This is a genomic window from Epibacterium sp. ABV4_022 (genome assembly GCF_056159345.1).
The window spans coordinates 1,736,522-1,755,760 of record NZ_JBSWVA010000001.1; the positions used below are offsets into that span (position 1 = coordinate 1,736,522).

The following is a 19,239-nucleotide window of genomic DNA, read 5'->3' on the forward strand; positions in this document are numbered from 1 at the left end:
TCGTGAAATCGCGGCCATTTGGGCGACAATACCGCCTACAGGTCAACCGGGAAATTTCGGAAATTGATGCCCGTCAGGGGCGAATCACCGGAAAACGCCGATGAAGAAACTGGGGCTGGGGGTCTCGGCCGGGCGACGCGCCAGTTGAGGCGGCAGCGACACCAGGGCCGGGCTGTGGTCCGACGCCAGCTCCACCCGTTGCGGGGCGACCGGCAGCAGCGGATCTGCTTCGGCGACGACAATGCCGGACGGGCGGGCCTTTGGCCGCGGCGAGGTCGACGCAGAGGATGCCGGGTCCGCGGATGCCGGATCCGTGGACGCCGGAGACACAAGCAGCGGGGCCGCCTGCGCATCAAGATCGATCACCTGGCGCAGCCGTTGCGGCCGGGTGGACTCCTGCTGGTCGGACAGCGCGGCCTGACGGTAGAGCGGCGCGCGTGGCTCTGCCAAGGGCTGCGGCGCCGTTTCGGCCTGTTCCGGCAGGGTGGCGCGCGGTGTCACCGCGGTTGCCTCGGGGTCCGGGGAGGTCGTCATCTTCGCGGCAGGCTGTGGCAGGGCTGTGGGCTCGACCAAAGCCTGTGTCGCGATCCCTGCTGGCTCGGACGGGGCAGCCGGAAGCGTCTGCAACGTGCTGAGACGGCTCTGACCGGACATCATTCCGTGCCCATAGGCCAGGACAAGCCCGGCAGAGACAGAGAGTGCGGCGATACCTGCGGTGATTGCAATCAAACGAACCATGGCGGAAATGTAGACCTCATTTTCCGGATTGCCAGCCCATTGCGAAACGAACAGTCTGCAGCGGGCGGCACATGTTGCCATAATCTCACGTCCGGGACTGGCCGCCGCGAGTATCTTGAGGTCTGATGGTGAAGGAATGCTGAAGATTTTCAATTCTATGGCACTGATGGCCTGCGGTGTCGGCGTAATCCTGCTGGGCACGGGCACCGCGGCGCGGGCGGCGTTTACCTTCTGCAACCAGACGCTGGACGTGGCCAATGTGGCGATCGCCTCCTACGAGGATGGCGGCTTTGAAAGCGCCGGCTGGTGGGTGGTGGGCCCCAACCAATGTGCCGAGGTCATCAGCCAGAGGTTGACCTCGCGATTTGTCTATGTGTTTGCCAAGGACGTGTTTGGCCGGGCGCTGCTGGACGGGGCGACACCGATGTGCGTGGATCAGGGCCGGTTCAGCATTCGCGGCGAGGGGGATTGCCTGACCCGCGGGTTCCTGGACGCGCGGTTTTACGAGGTGGACACGCAGCAATCTGACAGTTGGTCATTTTTTCTGCGTTCTGCGCGTGATTGAGGTGAGGTTACGGTCGCTTCTGGTGCGCGTGCACGGTATGGTTGCGGCATTGCGCCCGCTGTTCTTCTGTATTCACCGTCGAGGCTGATTTTGACGTTTGCTCCCCGCTGGATTTCTTGGCTGTTTGGCCGTGGCGCCTGTTTGCGTGGCGCGCTGGCGGCCTGTCTCTGTGCCGGTCCCGTGACCGCCCAGGACTGGTCGGCGCTGGTGGTCGGCGATACCGGTGACGGCGCGGGCCGGGCCTTTGCCGATGCCTATTATGCCGCAGAGGCGCTGCGCGGCTGGACGCAGGCGACGCCGGTGCTGTTGCGCAATGCCCGGCTCGATGCGGTCGAGGCGGCGCTGACGGAAATCGAGGGGCAGCAGCGGCTGGTGATCTATTTTGCCGGACCGATGTCCGGAACCGCGCCCCGGATCGACGGTGCGGCGGTGCCCCTGACCCCGCGGGTGGCGCCGCTGGCGGCGGCGGGCTTGCGTGAAGTGCTGGTGCTGGTGGAAAATTGTGCCGGAGAGGGCGCTGCCACCGCATTGCCGGATCTGGAGGTGGCGGCGGAGGTGACGCTGGTGCTTGCCAGCAGCGCCGCGCCCGGGGCGGCCTGTCCGCCAAGCGGGCAGCGCCTGAGCGGTGTGCTGAAGGCGGCGGCGGCCAGTGCGCAAGCCCCGGATCAGAGCCTGCGTCCGTTTCTGCGCAGGGGGCAGCTGGAGGAGCTGAGCGATCTGTCGGGCGCATCTGCACCCTCGGCAGCGCCAGCGGCGGAGGCGCCGGTGGCGGCGGTTGCTGATCCGGCTCCGGCGCGTCCGCGCGAACAGGTGACGATCACCGATGTGGTTCGGATCACTCCGGTTGGCACCTCGGTCGGCACGCCTGTCAGCACCCCGGTCAGCGCTCCGGCCAGCGTCGCGATCCAGCCCGCTCCGAATGGCGCGGCGGGGACGTCTACAGCGGCACTGACACCGGTGCGGGCGCCGGCCTCCTCGTCTGCTACGGCTCCGGCGCAGGGGGGCGGTACTGCCGGAGCGCCGGTGGTGATCTTCTCTCCGGTGAACCAGTCGCAGCTGGCGGCGGTGCCACAGGCCGACGGGTTGCCCGAGCCCTCGATCATTGTCGGGCTGATCGAGGAGGGGGATGCGAATTTCGCCGCGGCGCTGGACACCGTGGATCTGTCGGGCAGCGAGATCAGCTATGATGACGTGATCGCGCGCAACCAGCTGCGGGGGGCTGATCCGGAGCTTTATGCCTCGCTGCTGGAGGCGGGGGCTTTTGATCCGCCGGGGCCGGTGCTGGTGCAGGCCCTGCAGCAGGAGCTGGCGCGCATGGGCTGCTACACCAGCCGGATCGACGGCGCCTGGGGACCGGGGTCGCAGGGAGCGGTGCGGCGCTACTATGCCGAGGTCGGCAGCCCGGTGCTGTCGCTGGCGGCCGAGATCCCGCTGTTCCGGGATATTGTCAGCCGGGCCGATGTCACCTGTGCAGCGCCGGTGGCAGCGGCGCGGCCGCGCAGCACTACCCCCGCAGCGACGCGACAGCCGGCAGCATCCTCTGGCACATCGGCGCCCGCCAATACGCCGGCCCAGACGCAGATTGCCCCGGGGGCCGCCCTGGGTGGGGTCTTCCGCTAGAGGGGACGTCGGGTGAGCTTTACCATTGATCCGGCGTTTCAGCGCTCGACCGCGCAGGCCCGCAAGCGACGGCGGCGCCGCCTGCTGCTGCGGGGGCTGGGGGCAGGCGTGGCGCTGGCGGCGCTGGCCACGGTTGGTGTCTGGCTCTGGGGGCGGCAGGACGCAGGCGGTGCGGGAGAGCTGGCGATGGTGCCGGCCGAGGTACCGGATCCGTCGGCAACCGAGGCCCGCAGCCGGGCGATGCTGAACCTGCGTCGGGCGCCGATGCTGCTGCATCTGGAGGCGGGCGCGGCGCGCGGGGTGCGTCAGGTGCCGCTGCCCGCCGGTGGCCTGCCCGGGCGGGCCGCAGCCGGGCAGGAGGCACAGGTGACGGTGGTGCAGGACAGCCTGCTGGCGCCGGGGCGCAACCTGGTGCTGCAACTGCCGTCCGGGCGCGATGATTTCGCGCTGTTTCAGGCCCAGCGGCGCCGGGCGCTGGATCACGCCACAGGCACCGCCGGGCAGGCCACAGGCGCCGCCGGGCAGGGCAGTGGTGGCCTGTCGCAGGCGCGCGACAGCAGCGTCGCCCTTGCGCGCAGTGCCGACCGCCGCGCGCCCCTCGCCGAAGAAAAGATCATCGTGCTCAACGCCGATCAGCCCTTGTCGGAGGTGCTGGTCGACAGTGGCTTTGCGGCGGGGCAGGCGGCACGGGTGGCGGCGGCCGCCGTCCGCGAGGTCGGGGCACCGGAGGCGGCGCTGCCTGCGGGCAGCGTGGTGGCACTGCGCTGGCGCACCCGCCCGGAGGCGGCAGCGCAGCGCCAGCTGTTGCAGATGTCGCTTTACGGGCCTGAGCGCTACCTTGCCAGCCTGGCGCAGACCGGGCCGGGACGGTTCGCCCGCGCCGCCGACCCCTGGGCGGAGCAGGATCTGCTCGGCCGCTCGGCCCGCGCCGCCAGTCCGGAGCCCGTCGGGCGCAGCGTGCGCCTGATGGATGCGCTCTATTCCACCGCCCTGCGCAACGGGGTGGCGACCGGCGTGGCGGGGGAGCTGATCGTGATGATGTCACGCCAGTTCGACCTGGAGCGCCTGGCCGAGCGCGACGATCAGGCGGTGGTGCTGCTGGCGCCGGGCGGTGGCGCCGGGGCGGGCGGGCGCGCCGGGCAGATCCTCTATGCCGGCATCGAAGGGCCCGCCGGGCAGATGCGCTGCTACGTGATCCCGCTGCCGGGACCGGATGGCGGCTTTGGCTGCTATGACGGGGCCGCGGGCACGTCGGCGGCGGCCGGAGGTGTGCGGCTGGGGGCCGGGTTGGTGATCCCGGTGACCGGGGTCAAGACCAGCGGATTTGGCATGCGGATGCACCCGATCCGCAACAAGATGCTGCCGCATAATGGCGTCGACTGGGCGGCGCCGGAGGGCACCCCGGTCTATGCCGCGCGTACCGGAAAGATCCGCCTCGCCGGAGACAGCGGCAGCTATGGCACCCTTGTCGCCATCGACCACGGCGATGGGCTGGAAACGCGCTACGCCCATCTTCAGCGATTGGCGGATGGTATGGCACCGGGGGTGCAGGTGGCGGCGGGCGACCAGATCGGCTTTGTCGGCTCCACCGGGCGCTCCACCGGGCCGCATCTGCATTTCGAGTTGTGGGTGGACGGGCGCCCCACCGATCCGGCGCGGTTTGGCAGCACCGCCGTGGCGGCGCTGGTCGACCGGATCATCCAGGTGGAAAGCGGCGGGCGTGCCGATGCGCAGAACCCGCTGTCCTCGGCAACCGGGGCGGGGCAGTTCATCGCCAGCACCTGGATCCGGATGATGCAGAGCTATCGCCCTGATCTGGTGGCGGAGATGTCGCGCGAGGAGCTGCTGGCGCTGCGGCTCGATCCGCGGCTGAGCCGGGAGATGGTGGAGCGGCTGGCCCAGGAGGGCGAATCCTATCTGCGCGCGCGCGGTCACCAGGTCACCGCGGGGCGGCTGTATCTGGCGCATTTCCTCGGCGCGGAGGGCGCGCATCGGGCATTGGCGAGCGATCCGGAGCAGAGCGTCGAAGAGGTGCTGGGGGCGCAAGTGGTCAGCGCAAACCCGTTCCTGACCGGCAAGCGGATCGCGGATCTGCTGGCCTGGGCGGATCGCAAGATGCGCCACAAGGGCCGGCAGCGGACCGCGCCGGTGCCGCCAGAGGTCCGCACCTATATGGCAAAGGTGGATGCGATGCTTGCCGCGTTGTAGTCGGACCTGCGCTCCCGCAGCGGCCCGATCAACACTGGCCCTAGTCCGGATCGGTGCAACCGGCCACGGGCGGGGCGGTGAGTTCCTGCAACGAGAACAGGCGCAGGGGCGGGGTGAAGTCGCGGCCCGTGGCCGTCACCTGTTGCGACAGCACCAGATAGCCCGCCGCAGGCAGCAGCAGCGCCAGCACGACAATGCCGGCCAGAAGGGCGCTGTGGTGACGCTCCGGCAGCCGGGCCAGGGCCGGGAACAGCGGCAGCACCGCCAGACCGAGAAACCACAGGGCGCTGGTGTCAAAGATCACCGCTGCCGCGCAGTCGCGCAGGGCGGCGCGGGCGCTGGCAATGTCCCAGACGCCCCAGCCTGCCATCGCCAGGCCAAAGAGGGCAAAGCCCGCGAGCACCGCCAGCGCCAGCCCCCGTGGCATCAGCGCGGCCCGATGTGGCCGAGGGCCTGATTGACCAGGTGCTCCTCCCAGGCGCGGATCTGCCGCGCCAGCACCCGCAGCGGGTTTTCAAATGAATCGACGGTGTCCTCGATCGCCCGGACCAGGGTTTCGGTGAGGCCGAATTTGCGATCCACCCGATCCAGCAGGATCGACACGCCGATGCCGACGATGATCGCGGCGACCACCGGCCCGGCGGCGATGGTGGTGAGCGCCCCGACCGCGGCCCCGGCGAGGAAACCGGCGCCAGCGGCCACGGCGAATTTGCCGACATCGGCGGCGATGGTGCCCAGAAGCTGCGTCAGGCGCGGATCATTGTCCGACAGCACATGTTCGACCACGCGCAGCGCCGCAAAGGCCACCACCGCGATGCCGGTCATCCGTGCCGCGCCCTGGCCCAGGCTCTTGGCGCCGAGGACGAGTTTTGCCACCTTGGGGTTGCTGGCCAGATAGCGGGTGCCGCGCAGCACCGCGCGCTGGCCGGGATAGCCCTTGATGATGACGTAATCCTTGCCGTTGACGTGTTTGATATAGGCCCGCCCGCTGAGCCCGAGGGTGCGCACCAGCTTGGCCGCGCCCGCCGCATCGATCCCCGCGGTGGCGGCGGTCACCAGGTCGATGCCGCTGGCCTCGGCCATCTCGTTGTTGATCTCGACCACATAGAGCAGCGTTTCATCGAGGGTGATGTTGCGGCGGTCGGTGCGGATGGTGCAGCTGCCGGTTTCAAGTGTTTCGGGCATGGGAACTCTCGCAAATCTGAAAAAGGGTGAAGGTACAGGTGAAGGAATAATGGGGTGAAAAATCAGCTCAGGGCATAGTGGAAGCCATCCGCATCGGCCGTCACCGTGACGCGGTGGATCTCGCCTCCGGTGCTGAGGGTCTTCAGCAGCTTGCGGCTCAGCTCCGGCAGGATGGAATTGGAGATGATATTGTCGATCATCCGCCCGCCGCTGTCGGGGTCGCGGCAGAGGCTGGTGATATGATCGATCACATCGTCGCCATAGACCAGTTCGGTGCCATGCGCGCCCTTGAGGCGTTTTTCCACTGCCGAGAGTTTCAGACGGGCAATTCCGCCGAGGACGTCCGGGCTGAGCGGCAGGTAGGGGATGGTGACGATGCGGCCCAGCAAGGCGGGGGGGAAGACCTCCAGCAGGCTGGGTTTCAGCGCCACGTCGAGCTCCTCCAGATCAAGCTCTGCTGCGCTGGCGTCGGTGCCTACACGGTCCATGATGACCTCGGTGCCCACATTCGAGGTGAGCAGGATCAACGTGTTCTTGAAGTCGATCATGCGGCCATTGCCGTCTTCCATGACGCCTTTGTCAAAGACCTGAAAGAAGATCTCGTGCACATCCGGGTGCGCTTTTTCGATCTCGTCGAGCAAGACCACGGAGTAGGGTTTGCGGCGCACCGCCTCGGTCAGGCGTCCGCCTTCACCATAGCCGACGTAGCCCGGAGGCGCGCCTTTCAGGAGCGAGACGGTATGGGCCTCCTGGAATTCGCTCATATTGATGGTGATGACGTTCTGCTCTCCCCCATAAAGTGCCTCTGCCAGAGCCAGCGCGGTTTCGGTCTTGCCGACACCCGAGGGGCCGCAGAGCATGAAGACGCCGATGGGCTTGTTGGGATTGCCAAGGCCCGCACGGCTGATCTCGATGCGTTTGGCGATGGATTTGAGGCCGTGATCCTGACCGATGACGCGGGCGCGCAGATCGTCGGAGAGGTTCAGCACCGCGTCGAGTTCATCCTGCATCATCCGACCCGCAGGGATGCCGGTCCAGTCCGAGATCACGGCGGCGACGGCCTGTTCGTCCACATGGGCAAAGACCATGCGGTCGTCCGGGTTGGTCTCGTCCAGCGCGGTCATCTGCGCCTGCATTTCGCGGCGCAAGGCATCCGGGTCGCTGTCGGCTGTTGCGTCAGGGGCTGTTGCGTCAGGGGCGTCCACCTCCGGTGGCCCGGCGTCTTCGGTCTCGCTGCGGGCAGCGTCCTGTGCGCCGGGTGTGTCGGAGGTCTGTTCTTTGAGGCGCTGGCGCAGGTCAAGCACCTGATCGACGATCTCTTTCTCGCGGGCGTAGCCGGTATCAAGCGCAGCCAGCCGGTCCGTCAGGTCAGTGATCTCGGTCCTGATCTCGGCGATGCGGTCGTCGTGGCTCTCACCCAGATCGCGGGCCTCTGTCTTGCCAGCAAGCTCTGCCTCCAGCGCGTCGATCCGGGCGCGGGTGGCGGTGATGCGGGCGGGCAGGGCGGATTGGCTGAGCGCCACCCGGGCGCAGGCGGTATCCAGAAGCGAGACCGCCTTGTCCGGCAGTTGCCGGGCCGGGATGTAGCGATGCGAGAGCGTGACCGCGCTGACAATGGCGGCGTCGGAAATCCGCACCTTGTGGTGGTCCTGCATCGGGCCAAGGATCCCGCGCAGCATGTCGCAGCAGACCTCGATCGAGGGTTCATCCACATTGACCGGCTGGAACCGCCGGGTCAGGGCCGGGTCTTTTTCGATGTGCTGGCGATACTCGCTCCAGGTTGTTGCGGCGATGGTGCGCAGGGTGCCGCGGGCCAGCGCCGGTTTCAACAGATTGGCGGCGTCCCCGGTTCCGGCCTGACCGCCCGCACCGATCAGCGTGTGGGCCTCGTCGATGAAGAGGATGATGGGTTCGGGCGCGGATTGGACCTCGTCGATGACCGATTTCAGGCGCTGTTCGAATTCGCCCTTGATCGAGGCACCCGCCTGCATCGACTGGATGTCCAGCTCAAACAGGCGCGTGCCCTTGAGCTTGGGCGGTACATCCCCGGCGGCGAGCAACTGGGCAAAGCCCTCGACCACGGCGGTTTTGCCGACACCGGCCTCGCCCGTCAGGATCGGGTTGTTCTGGCGTCGGCGCAGCAGCACATCGATGAGCTGGCGGATCTCGTCGTTGCGGCCTTTGATCGGGTCCATCTCGCCCGCTGCGGCGGTCATGTCCTTGGCAAAGCGGCCAAGCGCGGTGGCGCCGCCCTTGCCCTCGGCGGCTGCGCCGCTGTCCTCGGCCGTCGAAAGGTTGGCGCCATCCATTGGGCGCATGTTGTCCTCTTCGCTGCCGGCCCAGAGGCTGCGGCTGTCCTGACCCAGTTGTTCGGCGGAAATCTGTTCAAACACTGCGGAGTAGCGCAGCAACTGCCGACGCAGGGAGGGATCGTTGAGCAGCGCGGTCAGGACATGGCCGGTGCGGATCTGCGCCTCGCCAAAGAACAGCGTCGCATAGGTCCAGGCGTGGTTCAGCGCATCGGCCAGATGATCGCTGATGCCCGGGGTTTCGGTCACATTCTTGTCGAGCCGGTCCATCGCGCCGGACAGATCCTTGAGCACGCGACCGCGATCCAGGTTCAGCTGGCGCAGGGTGACGGAGATGTCGGCGTTCTGGTTGGAGACGGAATGAAACAGCCAGTGGCAGAGATCGACGTAGCGGTTGCGGGCGCCGCGGGCCTCGCGCATGCCGTGGAGGAAGGCGTCATAGCCCGCGCGGTTCATCTTGCCGGCGTATTTTTCAATGCTGATTTCGGTCATAAAGTCAGGGCCTCAATAAGTCCGCAGGGCTGTCAGGCCGCGGTGGTCTTCAATTCGGGGGTGTCAAACGGGTCCGGCAGCAGCGGGTAGCGGCTGACTTGCAGGTGATCGCCGTGGGTCGGCAGGGCGCTGGCCCCGGCGGGGGCGTCGGTCGCGGCGACGGGGCCGATACAGGCGAGCCAGCCGACCTGCGTGCTCTCGCCCAGCACGGCGGTGGAGATCTGCGGGCGCGGCAGCCAGAGGGCGGTTTCGATGTCGAAGGTCTGGCCCAGATACCAGAACACGATGTCCTGCAGGGCCGCATGATCGGGGCCACCGGGCAGGAACCGCTGGTACTGGGACAGCTCCCGCAGCATCACATGGATGCGGATCTTGGCGCTGAGCGATTGCACATGGCCGCCAAGCACGGCGTTTTCGCCCAGGGTGCAGCCCTGCGCGCCAAGCAGGCAGAGGGCGTCGGGCTCCAGCGCCAGCCAGCTGGGCACATGTTCCTCGATCGAGAACCGGGCGAGGCCCCGGAAATGCAACTCCAGCATCTGGCGCAGACGCACCGGGCTCTTGACCCGGCCGGCGGCCAGCGGGGCCAGATGCAGGCGGGTCATGTCGGCGGGGCGGGACCCGGCGCGGGCGGCAGGCGTGCCGCAGCCAAGGAGGGACAGGATATAGGCCTGAAAGCGATCGCTGCCGGCGTGGTCGAACTGGCTGATGGCGCGGGCATCGGACCAGGCGCGAAAGAACAGTTCCTGAAACCGTGCGGTGAAAATGTCGCAGAAGGCGACAAAGCTCTCGTCCCCGGCGGCAAACCACGACTCGACCTCTTCGGTCCAGTTCAGCGGCAGCGCGCCAAAGGCGCCAAACAGCCCCATGAACTGCGCCCGCAGCCGGGCCGTGCTCTGGCTGAGGTCGACACGGGCCACGTCACGGGTGGGAAAGGCCAGCGCCGGATCCTGACCCAGATGCACGATGGCATCGCGCAGCCGCTTGTTCTGGCCGATCGCAGGCTTGTGCCCGGCGCGGCGTTCCAGCTCGCGCAGGAGCGTGAACAGGCCGACGCCGCTGGCCGCCTGTTCCTCTTGCGCGCGGCGGTCCAGCGTGTCGCTGGCACGCGGCGCGGCGGGCAGGGGGAGGGCATCGCCGGTCATAGCAGCGGCCCCGATCCCGACCGCGGCGCAAAGCGGGTAATCTCGCCCCGTTGCAGGCTGTGGATCACCGTCTGGGTGAAGCTGTTGACCGCCGCATATTCGGCAAAGAAATGATCCAGCACCGCCCCCAGCGGCAGGATGCCGGTGCTTTCGAATTCGGTTTCGTCAAACGTCACGCGCACCAGCAGCCCGCGTGCGGTGTGATAGCCGTCGGGGGCGGCGATGGTGCGGGTCACCGGGGTGCAGTCGAGCCCGCGCACGCCGCTGATCTGCGCCTCGCTGACACTGTCGGAGAGATCGGCAAACAGCGACAGCATCTCCCGCAGGGAGGCGGCGGACATGCCGCCCTCGGCGCTTTGCAGGCCGGTGGTGCCGAGCGACAGATAGGACAGCAGCCGCCAATAGGTGTCCCCCGCCGTGGTGCGGTGATTGGCGGTGGTTTCGCGATCCGCGAGGCTGTCGCGCGGCGGCGTCGGCCCGGCGAGGCAGTTCAGCGCCACGGTCTGATCCTCGCAGAGATGAAAGCTCTCGGCGCTGTCGGCGATCGGCAGGTATTCCGGCAGATGGCGGTTGGAGCACAAGAGCTTGACCTGCAACCGGTTGGCGGTCTCCTGGCCGGGGGGCTCGTAGAGGCTGATGAGGGTCTCGGTGCCGCGGTAGAGGTTGCGAGGAATGCCGTTGCGCTGTTCGGCCAGCGTGCGGCGGCGCGGCTTGCGCCGGGTGGTGTAATAGAGCGTCTGGCGCGGGCTGCGGCCCTCGGGCGGGAGCGCATAGAGCGGATGCACCTCGGATTTGCTCTGCCGTTCGGTGTAATGGGCCCAGACCTCGGTCACGTGGTGCACCTCGTAATGGGTGATCGGCGAGGAATTGGGCGTGATGGTGTATTCGTGCCGCTTGCGGTCCAGATGCAGATGGCTGGACATTTCCTCGAACAGGTTGACGGCAGGGGCGGCGTTCAGGGCCAGGTCCTGCGGGTCGAGGCTGGTGGCCAGGCGCTGGCGGGCGCTGGAGAATTCGAACACCAGCTGCACGGTGTTGCTGCGCACATGTGGCAGGATGTCCCCGAGGCCGGTCAGCCGCAGCCCGAGGAACTTGCGCGGGAACACGAAGAATTCGCGCAGCCGGGCAAACCCGTCGAAGAGCCGGGTCTGATGCGGGAACAGCTGTTCCTCGGCGTTGAACCCGATGCGGTGCAGCTGGTGCGGCGCAAGGCGGGCAAAGACCGGATCGCCCTGCGCGTTGAGCCAGCGCAGCGACACCCGGGTGCAGTCGCAGAACACCTGCTCATAGAGCGCGGCAGCCTCGTCCATCGGGGCGGTGAAATGCAGGGTCAGCGCATCCATCGACAGGCTGTTCAGCCCGGCGGTGGTGCTGGGTTTGTCGTCGGCGTCCTTCAGGGTGATTTCGGTCACCAGACCGGCCTTGGTGCCGGTGGCGATTTCCTGCCCCAGCGCTCCGATCGGGCCGGCGCTGGCGTGGTAGGCCGCGCGGCTAACCGCGAGCGGCCAGACCGTCAGCGGCGCGGCCAGGGCAAAGCGGCAGGAGACCCTTTGCTGGGCATCGAGGAAACGCGCATCCATGTATTCCCCGGCGCCGAAGGATAGGCCGTTTTCGATCTCGGGGCTGTCGGCGGGGGCATGGGCGCGCACCAGCATGACACTGGGCGTCGGGGCCAGCGCGTCGGGAAAGACCTGCTCCAGCAATTCGCGGGTAAAGGTCTGGTATTCCTCCGACATCTTGACCTTGACCTGGGCGGAGAGGAAGGCAGAGCCTTCGAGGAGACCGGCAACAGCCGGGTCCATGTTCTCCTCCAGCAAGCCCCCCAGCCGGTCGGCAAGGCCCGGGTATTCGCCGGCAAACTCCGCCGCGCGTTCCTTCAGCAGGCCCAGCTCCTGGTTATACGCCTCGCGAAGAGCCCGCCTCATGCGTTCACCCGCAGGTTCGACAGCGACATCTTGCCCGCGCCGAGGTCGATCTCGGCATCGAAATCAAGTGGCACATCCACCGGATCGCCCAGCAGCTCGGCGGTGACAAAAATCGCGAGGTGGTGGGTCTTGCCGCTGCCGGTGTCGCGGATCTGCACATCGAGGGTCTCGGCAATCAGCCGGGGCTCGAAGCGGATCAGCGACTGGCGCAGGGTATCGACCACGGCGGGGGTGTTCAGCGCCACCTTGCCCAGCCCGCTGAGGTCGCGGAACCCGTAGTTCAGGATCGACCCGGCCACATGCGGGGTCTCGTCCAGCGCGCAGGCGGCTTCGAGGTGGATGGTATTCAGCAGGGCGGCCAGGTCCGCTTCGAGGTGCTGGCGCAGCTGGTGCTCGGACACCCCGAACCGGCGCTGTTTGCGCGCCGAGGTCAGCCGGGTGGTGCCGTCACCGGACATTTCGCGGCGGTGGTGGGAATCGCGGTCATGATGAGAGGCCCGGAACACCTGTAGGATGGAGGTCTTGGCCTTGCGACCGGTCTGCCAGGGCTGATCGCCGGCATCAGAGTTCTCCGCTTCGCCGCGCCGCATGTCTGCACCTTCTGCACCGGAACTGGAAAGTCATGTGAAATCACGGCCATTTCGACAGGGGCGGGCCGTGGCGCCGGGGAGGGAGGGCCATAATGTGGCCCTCCCGGAGATGTGTAGACCGGAACCCGGTGGGCTTACTTGCCCCATTCCTTGTTCTCGGCGATTTCCCAGCCAGCCAGGCTCTCGGGGCCAGCGGCACCGGACTGCTCCTGGAAGGTGTAGGTCACCTGGAAGCGGCGGAAGTTCAGGGTCAGGGTTTCCTGGACGCGGTCCAGGCCATCCTTGCTGCCACCGGTCTGGTAGTTGGTGATCATCACGTCTTCGAAGTCGATTTTCAGGTAATCGACCGGGGCGGTGCCGCCGGATTTGCGCACCACCAGCTGACCGGACTTGATATGCTCGCCCGAGCAGCAGCGCTTGATCAGGTCATGCGTCGCTTTGTCGACGTATTTGGTGACCTGGATGTCCTGGACGTCGACCTTGCCGCCGCCGCCGCCGCCGCCCATGTGGGTGGTGCCGGATTGGGACATCGACCAGCCCCAGGACAGGATGTCGATCCAGTCTTTGTGTTTGTCATCCTGGCATTCGCCAACGATGCCGTTGTCAAGTTTCAAAAAACAATCAATCGCCATGAAATAACTCCTTAAGGCGTTACACTCCGCTTCCCGTGAGGAAACGAATTACTTTCCAGAGGGAAGCTTCGACACGAGGCTCATGCCGATATCCATGCCTTCCATCTGGAAATGCGGTTTGAGGAAGAACTTGCCCTGGTAGTAGCCGGGGTTCAGTTCGTCCTCGACAACTTCGACCCTGGCACCGGCCAGGGGCTTCTTGGCCTTCTCGATCTCGCTGGCGCTTTCGGGATTGCCAGCGACATATTTGTTGACCCAGGCCTGAAGGTCGCGCTGCAGCTGCGACACATCCGGGCTCTGGCCGATCTTGTCGCGCACCATGGCCTTCAGATAGTGGCTGAAGCGCGAGACCGCGAAGATATAGGGGATGCGCGAGGACATGTTGTCCGACGCGGTGGCCTGGTCATCGACGTAAGTCTTGGGCCGATAGAGGCTCTGGGCGCCGATAAAGGCGGCCTTGTCGGTGTGCTGGCGGTGGATCAGGCCGATCAGGCCCGCCTTGCTCAGCTCGCCCTCGCGACGGTCGGTGATCGACACTTCTGTCGGGCACTTCAGATCCTTGGCGCCATCGCCGGTGTCAAACACATGGGTCGGCAGGTTTGCCACCTCGCCACCGGAGGTGACGCCGCGGATGCGGACGGTCCAGCCGTGTTCCTTGAACGCGCGGTTGATGTTCGCCGCCATCGCATGGGCGGAGTTCATCCAGGCATATTGCTGGCCGGCGTGACCGTCGGTTTCCTCTTCGAAGTTGAATTCCTCAACCACCGAATTGGAGTTCTGGCTGTAGGGCTCACGCGACAGCACGCGGGGCAGGGTCAGGGCGACAAAACGCGAATTCTCGCTGTCGCGCAGGCTGTTCCACTGCGCATATTCCGGCGTTTCGAAAATCTCCGACAGGTCCGGCGGGGTGGCGATCTCGTTCCAGTCGTCGAGCCCCAGCAGGTTGGGCGATGCGCCGGAAATGAAGGGCGCCAGCGCCGCTTCGGAGATCTTGCCGATGGAATTCAGCAGGTTCACATCCGGCGAGGAGTGGTCGAAGTGATAGTCGCCGACCAGACAGCCGAAGGGCTTGCCGCCGAGCGTGCCGAGGTTCTGTTCGTAGACGATGTTGAACAGCGGCGACTTGTCCCATTTGGCCCCGGGGAACCGGCGCATCATGCCCTGAAGCTCCTGCTTGGAGACGTTCAGCACCTTGACCCGCAGCGTGGCGTCGGTTTCCGCGTTGTTGAGCGTGTAGGCGAGGCCGCGCCAGCTGGCTTCGAAGCGCTGGAACTCCTCGTTGTGCAGGATGGCATTCATCTGGTCGGACAGTTTCTTGTCCAGCTTGGCCAGCATCGCATCCACGGTGTCGATCACGTCCTCGGAGACCACGGACTGATCGTCCAGCGCCTCGCGCACCAGTGCCACCACGGCATTGTCCACCTCTTGCGCGGCGATGTCGCTGCGCGGTTTGATGGTCTGTTTCAGGATGTCGGAGAATTCCGACAGTTCGTCCAGTTCTGCGGCGGCTTCGCCACCCTGTACCTGTGCTTCGTTGTCCATGTGTCTTCCCTGTCCCCGTCCAAGGCCAAAGTGGCGCTCAGGCGTCCTCGCCGTCGGTTTCGTCCTGCGCTGCACGTTCCGCCAGCGCTGCCATCAGCTCCGGGTCATCCAGCAGTTTTCTGAGGTGATCCTGCGCCTTGGGCTTTGACGCCATGTAGCGTTGCAGGTTGGCCAGCTGTTCGCGTGCCTCCAGCAGCTTTTTCAGCGCCGGAACCTGTCGGGCGATCGCCGCCGGTTCCAGGTCGCCCATGCTTTCGAATTTCAGATCGACGCCGATGCGCTCCTTGCCGTCGCCGCCGCCGAGCCGGTTTTCGGCCATGAAGGTCATGCCCGGTTGGATCGCGGCCATGTAGTCATCCATCGTGTCCTTGGTGACATCGGCAAAGCTGCGCTCTTCGACCGGCTCCTTCTCGACGCCGGGATTGTTGCCGGACAGATCCGACATCACCCCCATGACAAAGGGGAGTTCGACCATTTGTTCGCTGTCGAAGGGATCCTCGTACTGGATCTGCACCCGCGGCGGGCGGTTGCGTTTGATGAAGCTGGAACCTGAATCTGAGGCCATGAATGCTACTCCGGTTGCGTGCGGCTCAAAATGGGCCTGTCGGTTGTTGATGCCCCGGGGGCGAAATCGGGTGCACCCCGAATGAACTGATGTGAAAGCTCTATCTTAAGCTGTATTCTGCTGAGGTATAAGTTCCTCAATCAGAGATTGAAAGTCCTTATCGAGGTAGCTTTGCGCGCGCTGCAACAGCACCGGCACCGGGCTGGAGCGTTCGGTCTGTCTGAAATAGGCTTCGACCGCCTGCAGCGCCTGCGCCGCTTGGGGGGCGGTGGTGATTTTCGGGTCGGGGCCGGGATCCTGCGGCAGCGCCGGTGGGGCGCCGCTGTCCTCGGGCAGGGCATTGCTGAGTTCGGCAAGCCGTTCGGCGCCGAGCAGAAAGCCGGTGGGCGCGCCGAAATCCACCACGGCGCTCTCGGCCTGGCTGGGCAGCAGGGCGCGCAGCGCCTCGATCAGCGGTTTGCCGATCAGCAGCCGGGCCTGGGTGACCAGCAACAGCGCCGCCGATGACGGCTCTTCCTTGCGGTAGTAGTGTTCGCAGGCTTCCAGCACGCGGCGGGCATGCAGCTGGCTGAGAATCGCGATCGCATGTGCCGGGCCGCGCGCTGTGTTGGCGGCGGCGGGCGCCTGCGGGGCGGCCAGCGAGGGCGGCGCCTGAAGGTCCGGTTTTGGTGCCGGGGCCTGGTCCTGGGGGGGCTCCGGGGCGACCTCTTCCGCCAGATCGGGCCGGGCGGTGGTCAGCGTGTCGACAATGTCGTCCAGCACGCTCTGCACCTGGTCGAGTGCGGGCTGAAAGGGCTTGTCTGCATGGCTGGAACAGGCGGTCTGGATGCGCTGGACCGCGGTGGACATGGCGGCGAAATCCGCCAGCGCCTCTTCGACCTTCTTGCCATTGGCGGGGGTGCTGAGCGCATCCAGCAGCGGTTTCAGCTCCAGCTCGGCCTCATGTTGCAGCGGCGCGCTGTCGCCCCGGGCCACGCGCAGCTTGCGCAAGGTGACCTCGGTGGTGCCCGACAGCCCCATGAACATCAGCGGCTGCACCATGGTGACGGTCTGGTTGAGGTCATTGATCGCCTCGCGCCGATCAGAGACCCCCTCGGCCAGCGTCGGATGCACCTCGTCGGGATGCTGTTCCAGCAGCTCTGCCATGTCGTCGATGGTGGCACGCAGCGCGGCGCGCTGACCGGCCAGCGCATCCCATTGCGCCTGCAACACAAGCAGGCGCAGGTCGCGGCTGCGGGCGAGCAGGGCGTCGATCTCGCGGCGCTCGGCGCGGTGGTCCACGTCCTTGGGATCAAACAGCCGGTCCGGGGTGCGGCCCTTGTTGTCCGGACGTTCGATGCCGGGTTGCATGTAGAACCCGGGCAAGCGGCCAAGCGCCCCGAAATAATACTCCTCATAGGCCGGATCGAAGCTGGCGTTCAGATCCGGGCCGCAGGGATGATCGTCAGACAGGGGGGCGGTGCGTGCGCTGGAGCGCATCAAACAATCCTATTTATTATTCAACTTAAGGGGTCGGCTCGCAAAAATCGTTTTTGAAAGTAATCAACTCTGAATTGTCGTCAAGGGTGAGGGTTCAGTCAAAATTCCCATATTGACCCGCAGCCTCGGAATAGGCCTGTGCAAAGGCCTTGAGAAACACATCGAGCATGCCGTGGTCGGCTTCGGCGGCCTTCTTGTCCCAGCGCGCGACATACTGGTCCCAGAGCTTGCCCCGGCGCGCGCCGCTCAGCAGGGCGCGGCCGTCTTCGGATGATTCGATCTCCTCGGGCGACAACCCGTCCAGAACCGCGGCGAGGGCCGGTTGCAGGGCGGCAAACACCGCCTGTTGGTGGCCACGCAGGTCGGCCAGCGCGGTGGCAAAGCTCTCGGGGCCTTCCATGAAGCCTTCGCGCGGGGTCAGGAACATCGCCTCCAGCGCCTGCGGCGTGTCGGGCAGGAATTTCATCGGGTTGTTGCCGTGGGCGTTGCGCATGGTGCGGGCGCCCCCCTTGGTGAACTGTTTGACGCTCGCCCGGTCCTGCAACATCCGCATGATTTCCTGCGAGGCCGCCGCGACCGCCTGACCCAGCGCATGGGCCAGATGTTCGGGGTCGGTGGAGTCGGCAAGGCTGGGATCAAGACCGGCCCCCTGGCAAAAGGCGCGCAGCACATCCGCCTGCGCCGCTGCGGGCGCTGCGGCCGGGGACGCGGGGCGCGGCGGCGCGGGGGGGGCGGCAGGCGGGTCCAGCGGGGCCGCCTGCGGTGGCGGCGGCGACGCTGGCGAGGGCATCGGCACCGGGGCGATCGGCGGCTGGCCGGCCGGAGGCAGATCGGTTGCCGGGGGCTGCGCCTGATACGCCGCCGGAGAGGCGGCTGGCGGCACCTGTGGCGGCGGGCTCTGCGGTGAGGGGGCAGCCGGCGGAGGGGCAGGCTGCTGCGGTGGCGGTGGCGGGACGGCGCCCTGCTGCGGCGGGATCTGCGGTGTCAGTTGCAGGAACTCCTGCGCCACATCGTCAAAGGCCCGCGCATCGGCCGGGGGCTGTGGCAGCGGGTTCACCGGGTCCTGCGGGTGCAGGCCCAGATCCCAGGGATCGGCCTCGTCATAGCTCGGTTGCGGCGTCTGCGGACCGGGCGCCATCGCAGCCTGCGGCGCGCCGGCTGCCGCGGTCTCGACAGAGATGATATAGTGCCCGACGATCAGCCGCTCGCCACCTTTCAATTGCAGCGGTCCCTGAATGCGGTGCTTCTGCCCCTGCAGGAAGGTGCCATTGGTGGAGGCATCGCTGAGCCAGTAGGCGCCATTGTGGTATGTGATGTCGAAGTGGTGCCCCGACACATGCCGGGACGGATCCGGCAGCACCCAGTCCATCGCGCGATTGCGCCCGACGCTGGCGTTCTGCCCGTCCAGGGTCAGCCAGGCGGGGCTGCCATCTTGCAGCAGTTCCAGGTTTTCCAGTCTCAGGGTCAGGGTCAGGGTCATCTTCGGCGCAGTTCTTGATTCATGTGAAGGGGCGTACCCGGGGGTCCTGAACACAGTGTAGCAGTTTAAAAGGATCGAAATAGGGGGGCTGCAAGATCAATGAAACGCGCCAGATGGACGGGCCGCTCCATGAGCGGTGCGCCGCTGAGGCAGGACAACACCGCCGAGTTGATCGCCCGCGGCGCGCGATGGTCGGGAACCTGGGCCGGGTCATTGGGCGCGATCGGCCCGCCCGACCAGGTCACCGCCAGCCCGAGGAACACGGCGGGGCTGCGCACCGGTGCGAACAACGCCGCCCGCGCGGCGCGAAAGCGGTTTTCGTTGTCGGGGTAGGTGGTCCAGGTGGCCACCAGCTCCATGATCCGGCGATCTTCTGCCCCCAGTTCCTGTGTTGCCATGCGCAGGCACTCATAACCCCACCAGATCGCCATCTTGGGTTTGGCGGCAAAGGACGAGAAGGTCACCGCATCTTCCGGGGTGGTGGAGGCCCGCAGGCGCATCAGGAACGCCAGACCGTCCTCCTCCGGGCGCGGACGATTCTGCGTCAGCTGAGCCAGTTGCGGCATGCCCTGGAACAGCTCTTGCGGCGTGTCAAAGCGCAGCGCCGACAGGGGCGGCTGGGTCTTGTCCTGGTCGTCATCGGCAAGGCGCGTGTCGGCGGGCGGTGTTATGCTGTTGGGGTCGGGGATCACTTTGGGTGGTCATCCAGAACTGGGTGTCGTGACGACATGTTGAAATAGGGTGGGCAGTCGAAAAAACGGGTATAC

16 protein-coding genes are annotated in these 19,239 nt (G+C 66.6%); 3 read left to right on the forward strand and 13 right to left on the reverse strand.

The features are described from left to right. Positions 1 to 84: 84 nt before the first annotated feature. Positions 85 to 738, reverse strand: a complete 654-nt coding sequence (locus tag ACXAF5_RS08260) for a hypothetical protein (RefSeq protein ID WP_474946231.1) — start codon at positions 736 to 738, stop codon at positions 85 to 87. Positions 739 to 874: 136 nt separating this feature from the next. On the opposite strand from ACXAF5_RS08260, the gene ACXAF5_RS08265 reads away from it, so the two are divergent. The 3 genes from ACXAF5_RS08265 to ACXAF5_RS08275 all read left to right on the forward strand — a co-directional run bounded on the left by ACXAF5_RS08265 (position 875) and on the right by ACXAF5_RS08275 (position 5,131). After that, positions 875 to 1,303 carry a DUF1036 domain-containing protein gene (locus tag ACXAF5_RS08265; RefSeq protein ID WP_474946232.1) on the forward strand — a complete coding sequence of 143 codons (429 nt, stop codon included), beginning with the start codon at positions 875 to 877 and terminating at the stop codon, positions 1,301 to 1,303. A 90-nt stretch (positions 1,304 to 1,393) separates the two neighbouring features. Next, the gene (locus ACXAF5_RS08270; RefSeq protein ID WP_474946233.1) at positions 1,394 to 2,923 is read left to right on the forward strand and encodes a peptidoglycan-binding domain-containing protein; all 1,530 of its coding nucleotides are present in this window, start codon (positions 1,394 to 1,396) and stop codon (positions 2,921 to 2,923) included. Positions 2,924 to 2,935: 12 nt separating this feature from the next. Then, complete coding sequence (locus ACXAF5_RS08275; RefSeq protein ID WP_474946234.1) at positions 2,936 to 5,131, forward strand: peptidoglycan DD-metalloendopeptidase family protein; 2,196 nt, start codon at positions 2,936 to 2,938, stop codon at positions 5,129 to 5,131. 40 nt (positions 5,132 to 5,171) lie between these two features. Here ACXAF5_RS08275 and ACXAF5_RS08280 read toward each other — a convergent pair whose 3' ends face one another. From ACXAF5_RS08280 to ACXAF5_RS08335, 12 genes are all read right to left on the reverse strand, one after another. After that, positions 5,172 to 5,558 carry a hypothetical protein gene (locus ACXAF5_RS08280; RefSeq protein WP_474946235.1) on the reverse strand — a complete coding sequence of 129 codons (387 nt, stop codon included), beginning with the start codon at positions 5,556 to 5,558 and terminating at the stop codon, positions 5,172 to 5,174. Further along, a complete protein-coding gene (locus tag ACXAF5_RS08285) occupies positions 5,558 to 6,316 on the reverse strand; it encodes a hypothetical protein (protein ID WP_239369016.1) in 759 nt (252 codons plus the stop codon). Before ACXAF5_RS08285 ends, ACXAF5_RS08280 begins: the two co-directional genes overlap by 1 nt. Before the next feature lie 62 nt (positions 6,317 to 6,378). Next, the gene (gene tssH, locus ACXAF5_RS08290) at positions 6,379 to 9,117 is read right to left on the reverse strand and encodes a type VI secretion system ATPase TssH (protein WP_474946236.1); all 2,739 of its coding nucleotides are present in this window, start codon (positions 9,115 to 9,117) and stop codon (positions 6,379 to 6,381) included. Between the two features lie 32 nt (positions 9,118 to 9,149). Beyond that, complete coding sequence (tssG, locus tag ACXAF5_RS08295) at positions 9,150 to 10,259, reverse strand: type VI secretion system baseplate subunit TssG (RefSeq protein ID WP_474946237.1); 1,110 nt, start codon at positions 10,257 to 10,259, stop codon at positions 9,150 to 9,152. Continuing rightward, the gene (tssF, locus tag ACXAF5_RS08300; RefSeq protein ID WP_474946238.1) at positions 10,256 to 12,184 is read right to left on the reverse strand and encodes a type VI secretion system baseplate subunit TssF; all 1,929 of its coding nucleotides are present in this window, start codon (positions 12,182 to 12,184) and stop codon (positions 10,256 to 10,258) included. The genes tssG and tssF overlap by 4 nt, the downstream gene beginning before the upstream one ends. Then, positions 12,181 to 12,774: a type VI secretion system baseplate subunit TssE gene (gene tssE / locus ACXAF5_RS08305; protein ID WP_474946239.1), complete on the reverse strand. Its 594-nt coding sequence runs from the start codon at positions 12,772 to 12,774 to the stop codon at positions 12,181 to 12,183. Before tssE ends, tssF begins: the two co-directional genes overlap by 4 nt. Before the next feature lie 134 nt (positions 12,775 to 12,908). After that, entirely contained in the window at positions 12,909 to 13,406 is a 498-nt protein-coding gene (locus ACXAF5_RS08310) for an Hcp family type VI secretion system effector (protein ID WP_009178194.1), read from the reverse strand. Between the two features lie 48 nt (positions 13,407 to 13,454). Next, positions 13,455 to 14,948 carry a type VI secretion system contractile sheath large subunit gene (gene tssC, locus ACXAF5_RS08315; RefSeq protein ID WP_239323492.1) on the reverse strand — a complete coding sequence of 498 codons (1,494 nt, stop codon included), beginning with the start codon at positions 14,946 to 14,948 and terminating at the stop codon, positions 13,455 to 13,457. 37 nt (positions 14,949 to 14,985) lie between these two features. Further along, the gene (gene tssB / locus ACXAF5_RS08320; RefSeq protein WP_474946240.1) at positions 14,986 to 15,513 is read right to left on the reverse strand and encodes a type VI secretion system contractile sheath small subunit; all 528 of its coding nucleotides are present in this window, start codon (positions 15,511 to 15,513) and stop codon (positions 14,986 to 14,988) included. A gap of 105 nt (positions 15,514 to 15,618) precedes the next feature. Continuing rightward, a complete protein-coding gene (locus ACXAF5_RS08325) occupies positions 15,619 to 16,992 on the reverse strand; it encodes a type VI secretion system protein TssA (RefSeq protein WP_474946241.1) in 1,374 nt (457 codons plus the stop codon). Between the two features lie 94 nt (positions 16,993 to 17,086). Further along, positions 17,087 to 18,472, reverse strand: coding sequence for a type VI secretion system-associated FHA domain protein TagH (gene tagH / locus ACXAF5_RS08330; protein ID WP_474946242.1), 1,386 nt, complete (start codon positions 18,470 to 18,472; stop codon positions 17,087 to 17,089). A gap of 65 nt (positions 18,473 to 18,537) precedes the next feature. Next, complete coding sequence (locus ACXAF5_RS08335) at positions 18,538 to 19,164, reverse strand: DUF6931 family protein (RefSeq protein WP_474946243.1); 627 nt, start codon at positions 19,162 to 19,164, stop codon at positions 18,538 to 18,540. Between the last annotated feature and the right edge of the window lie 75 nt (positions 19,165 to 19,239).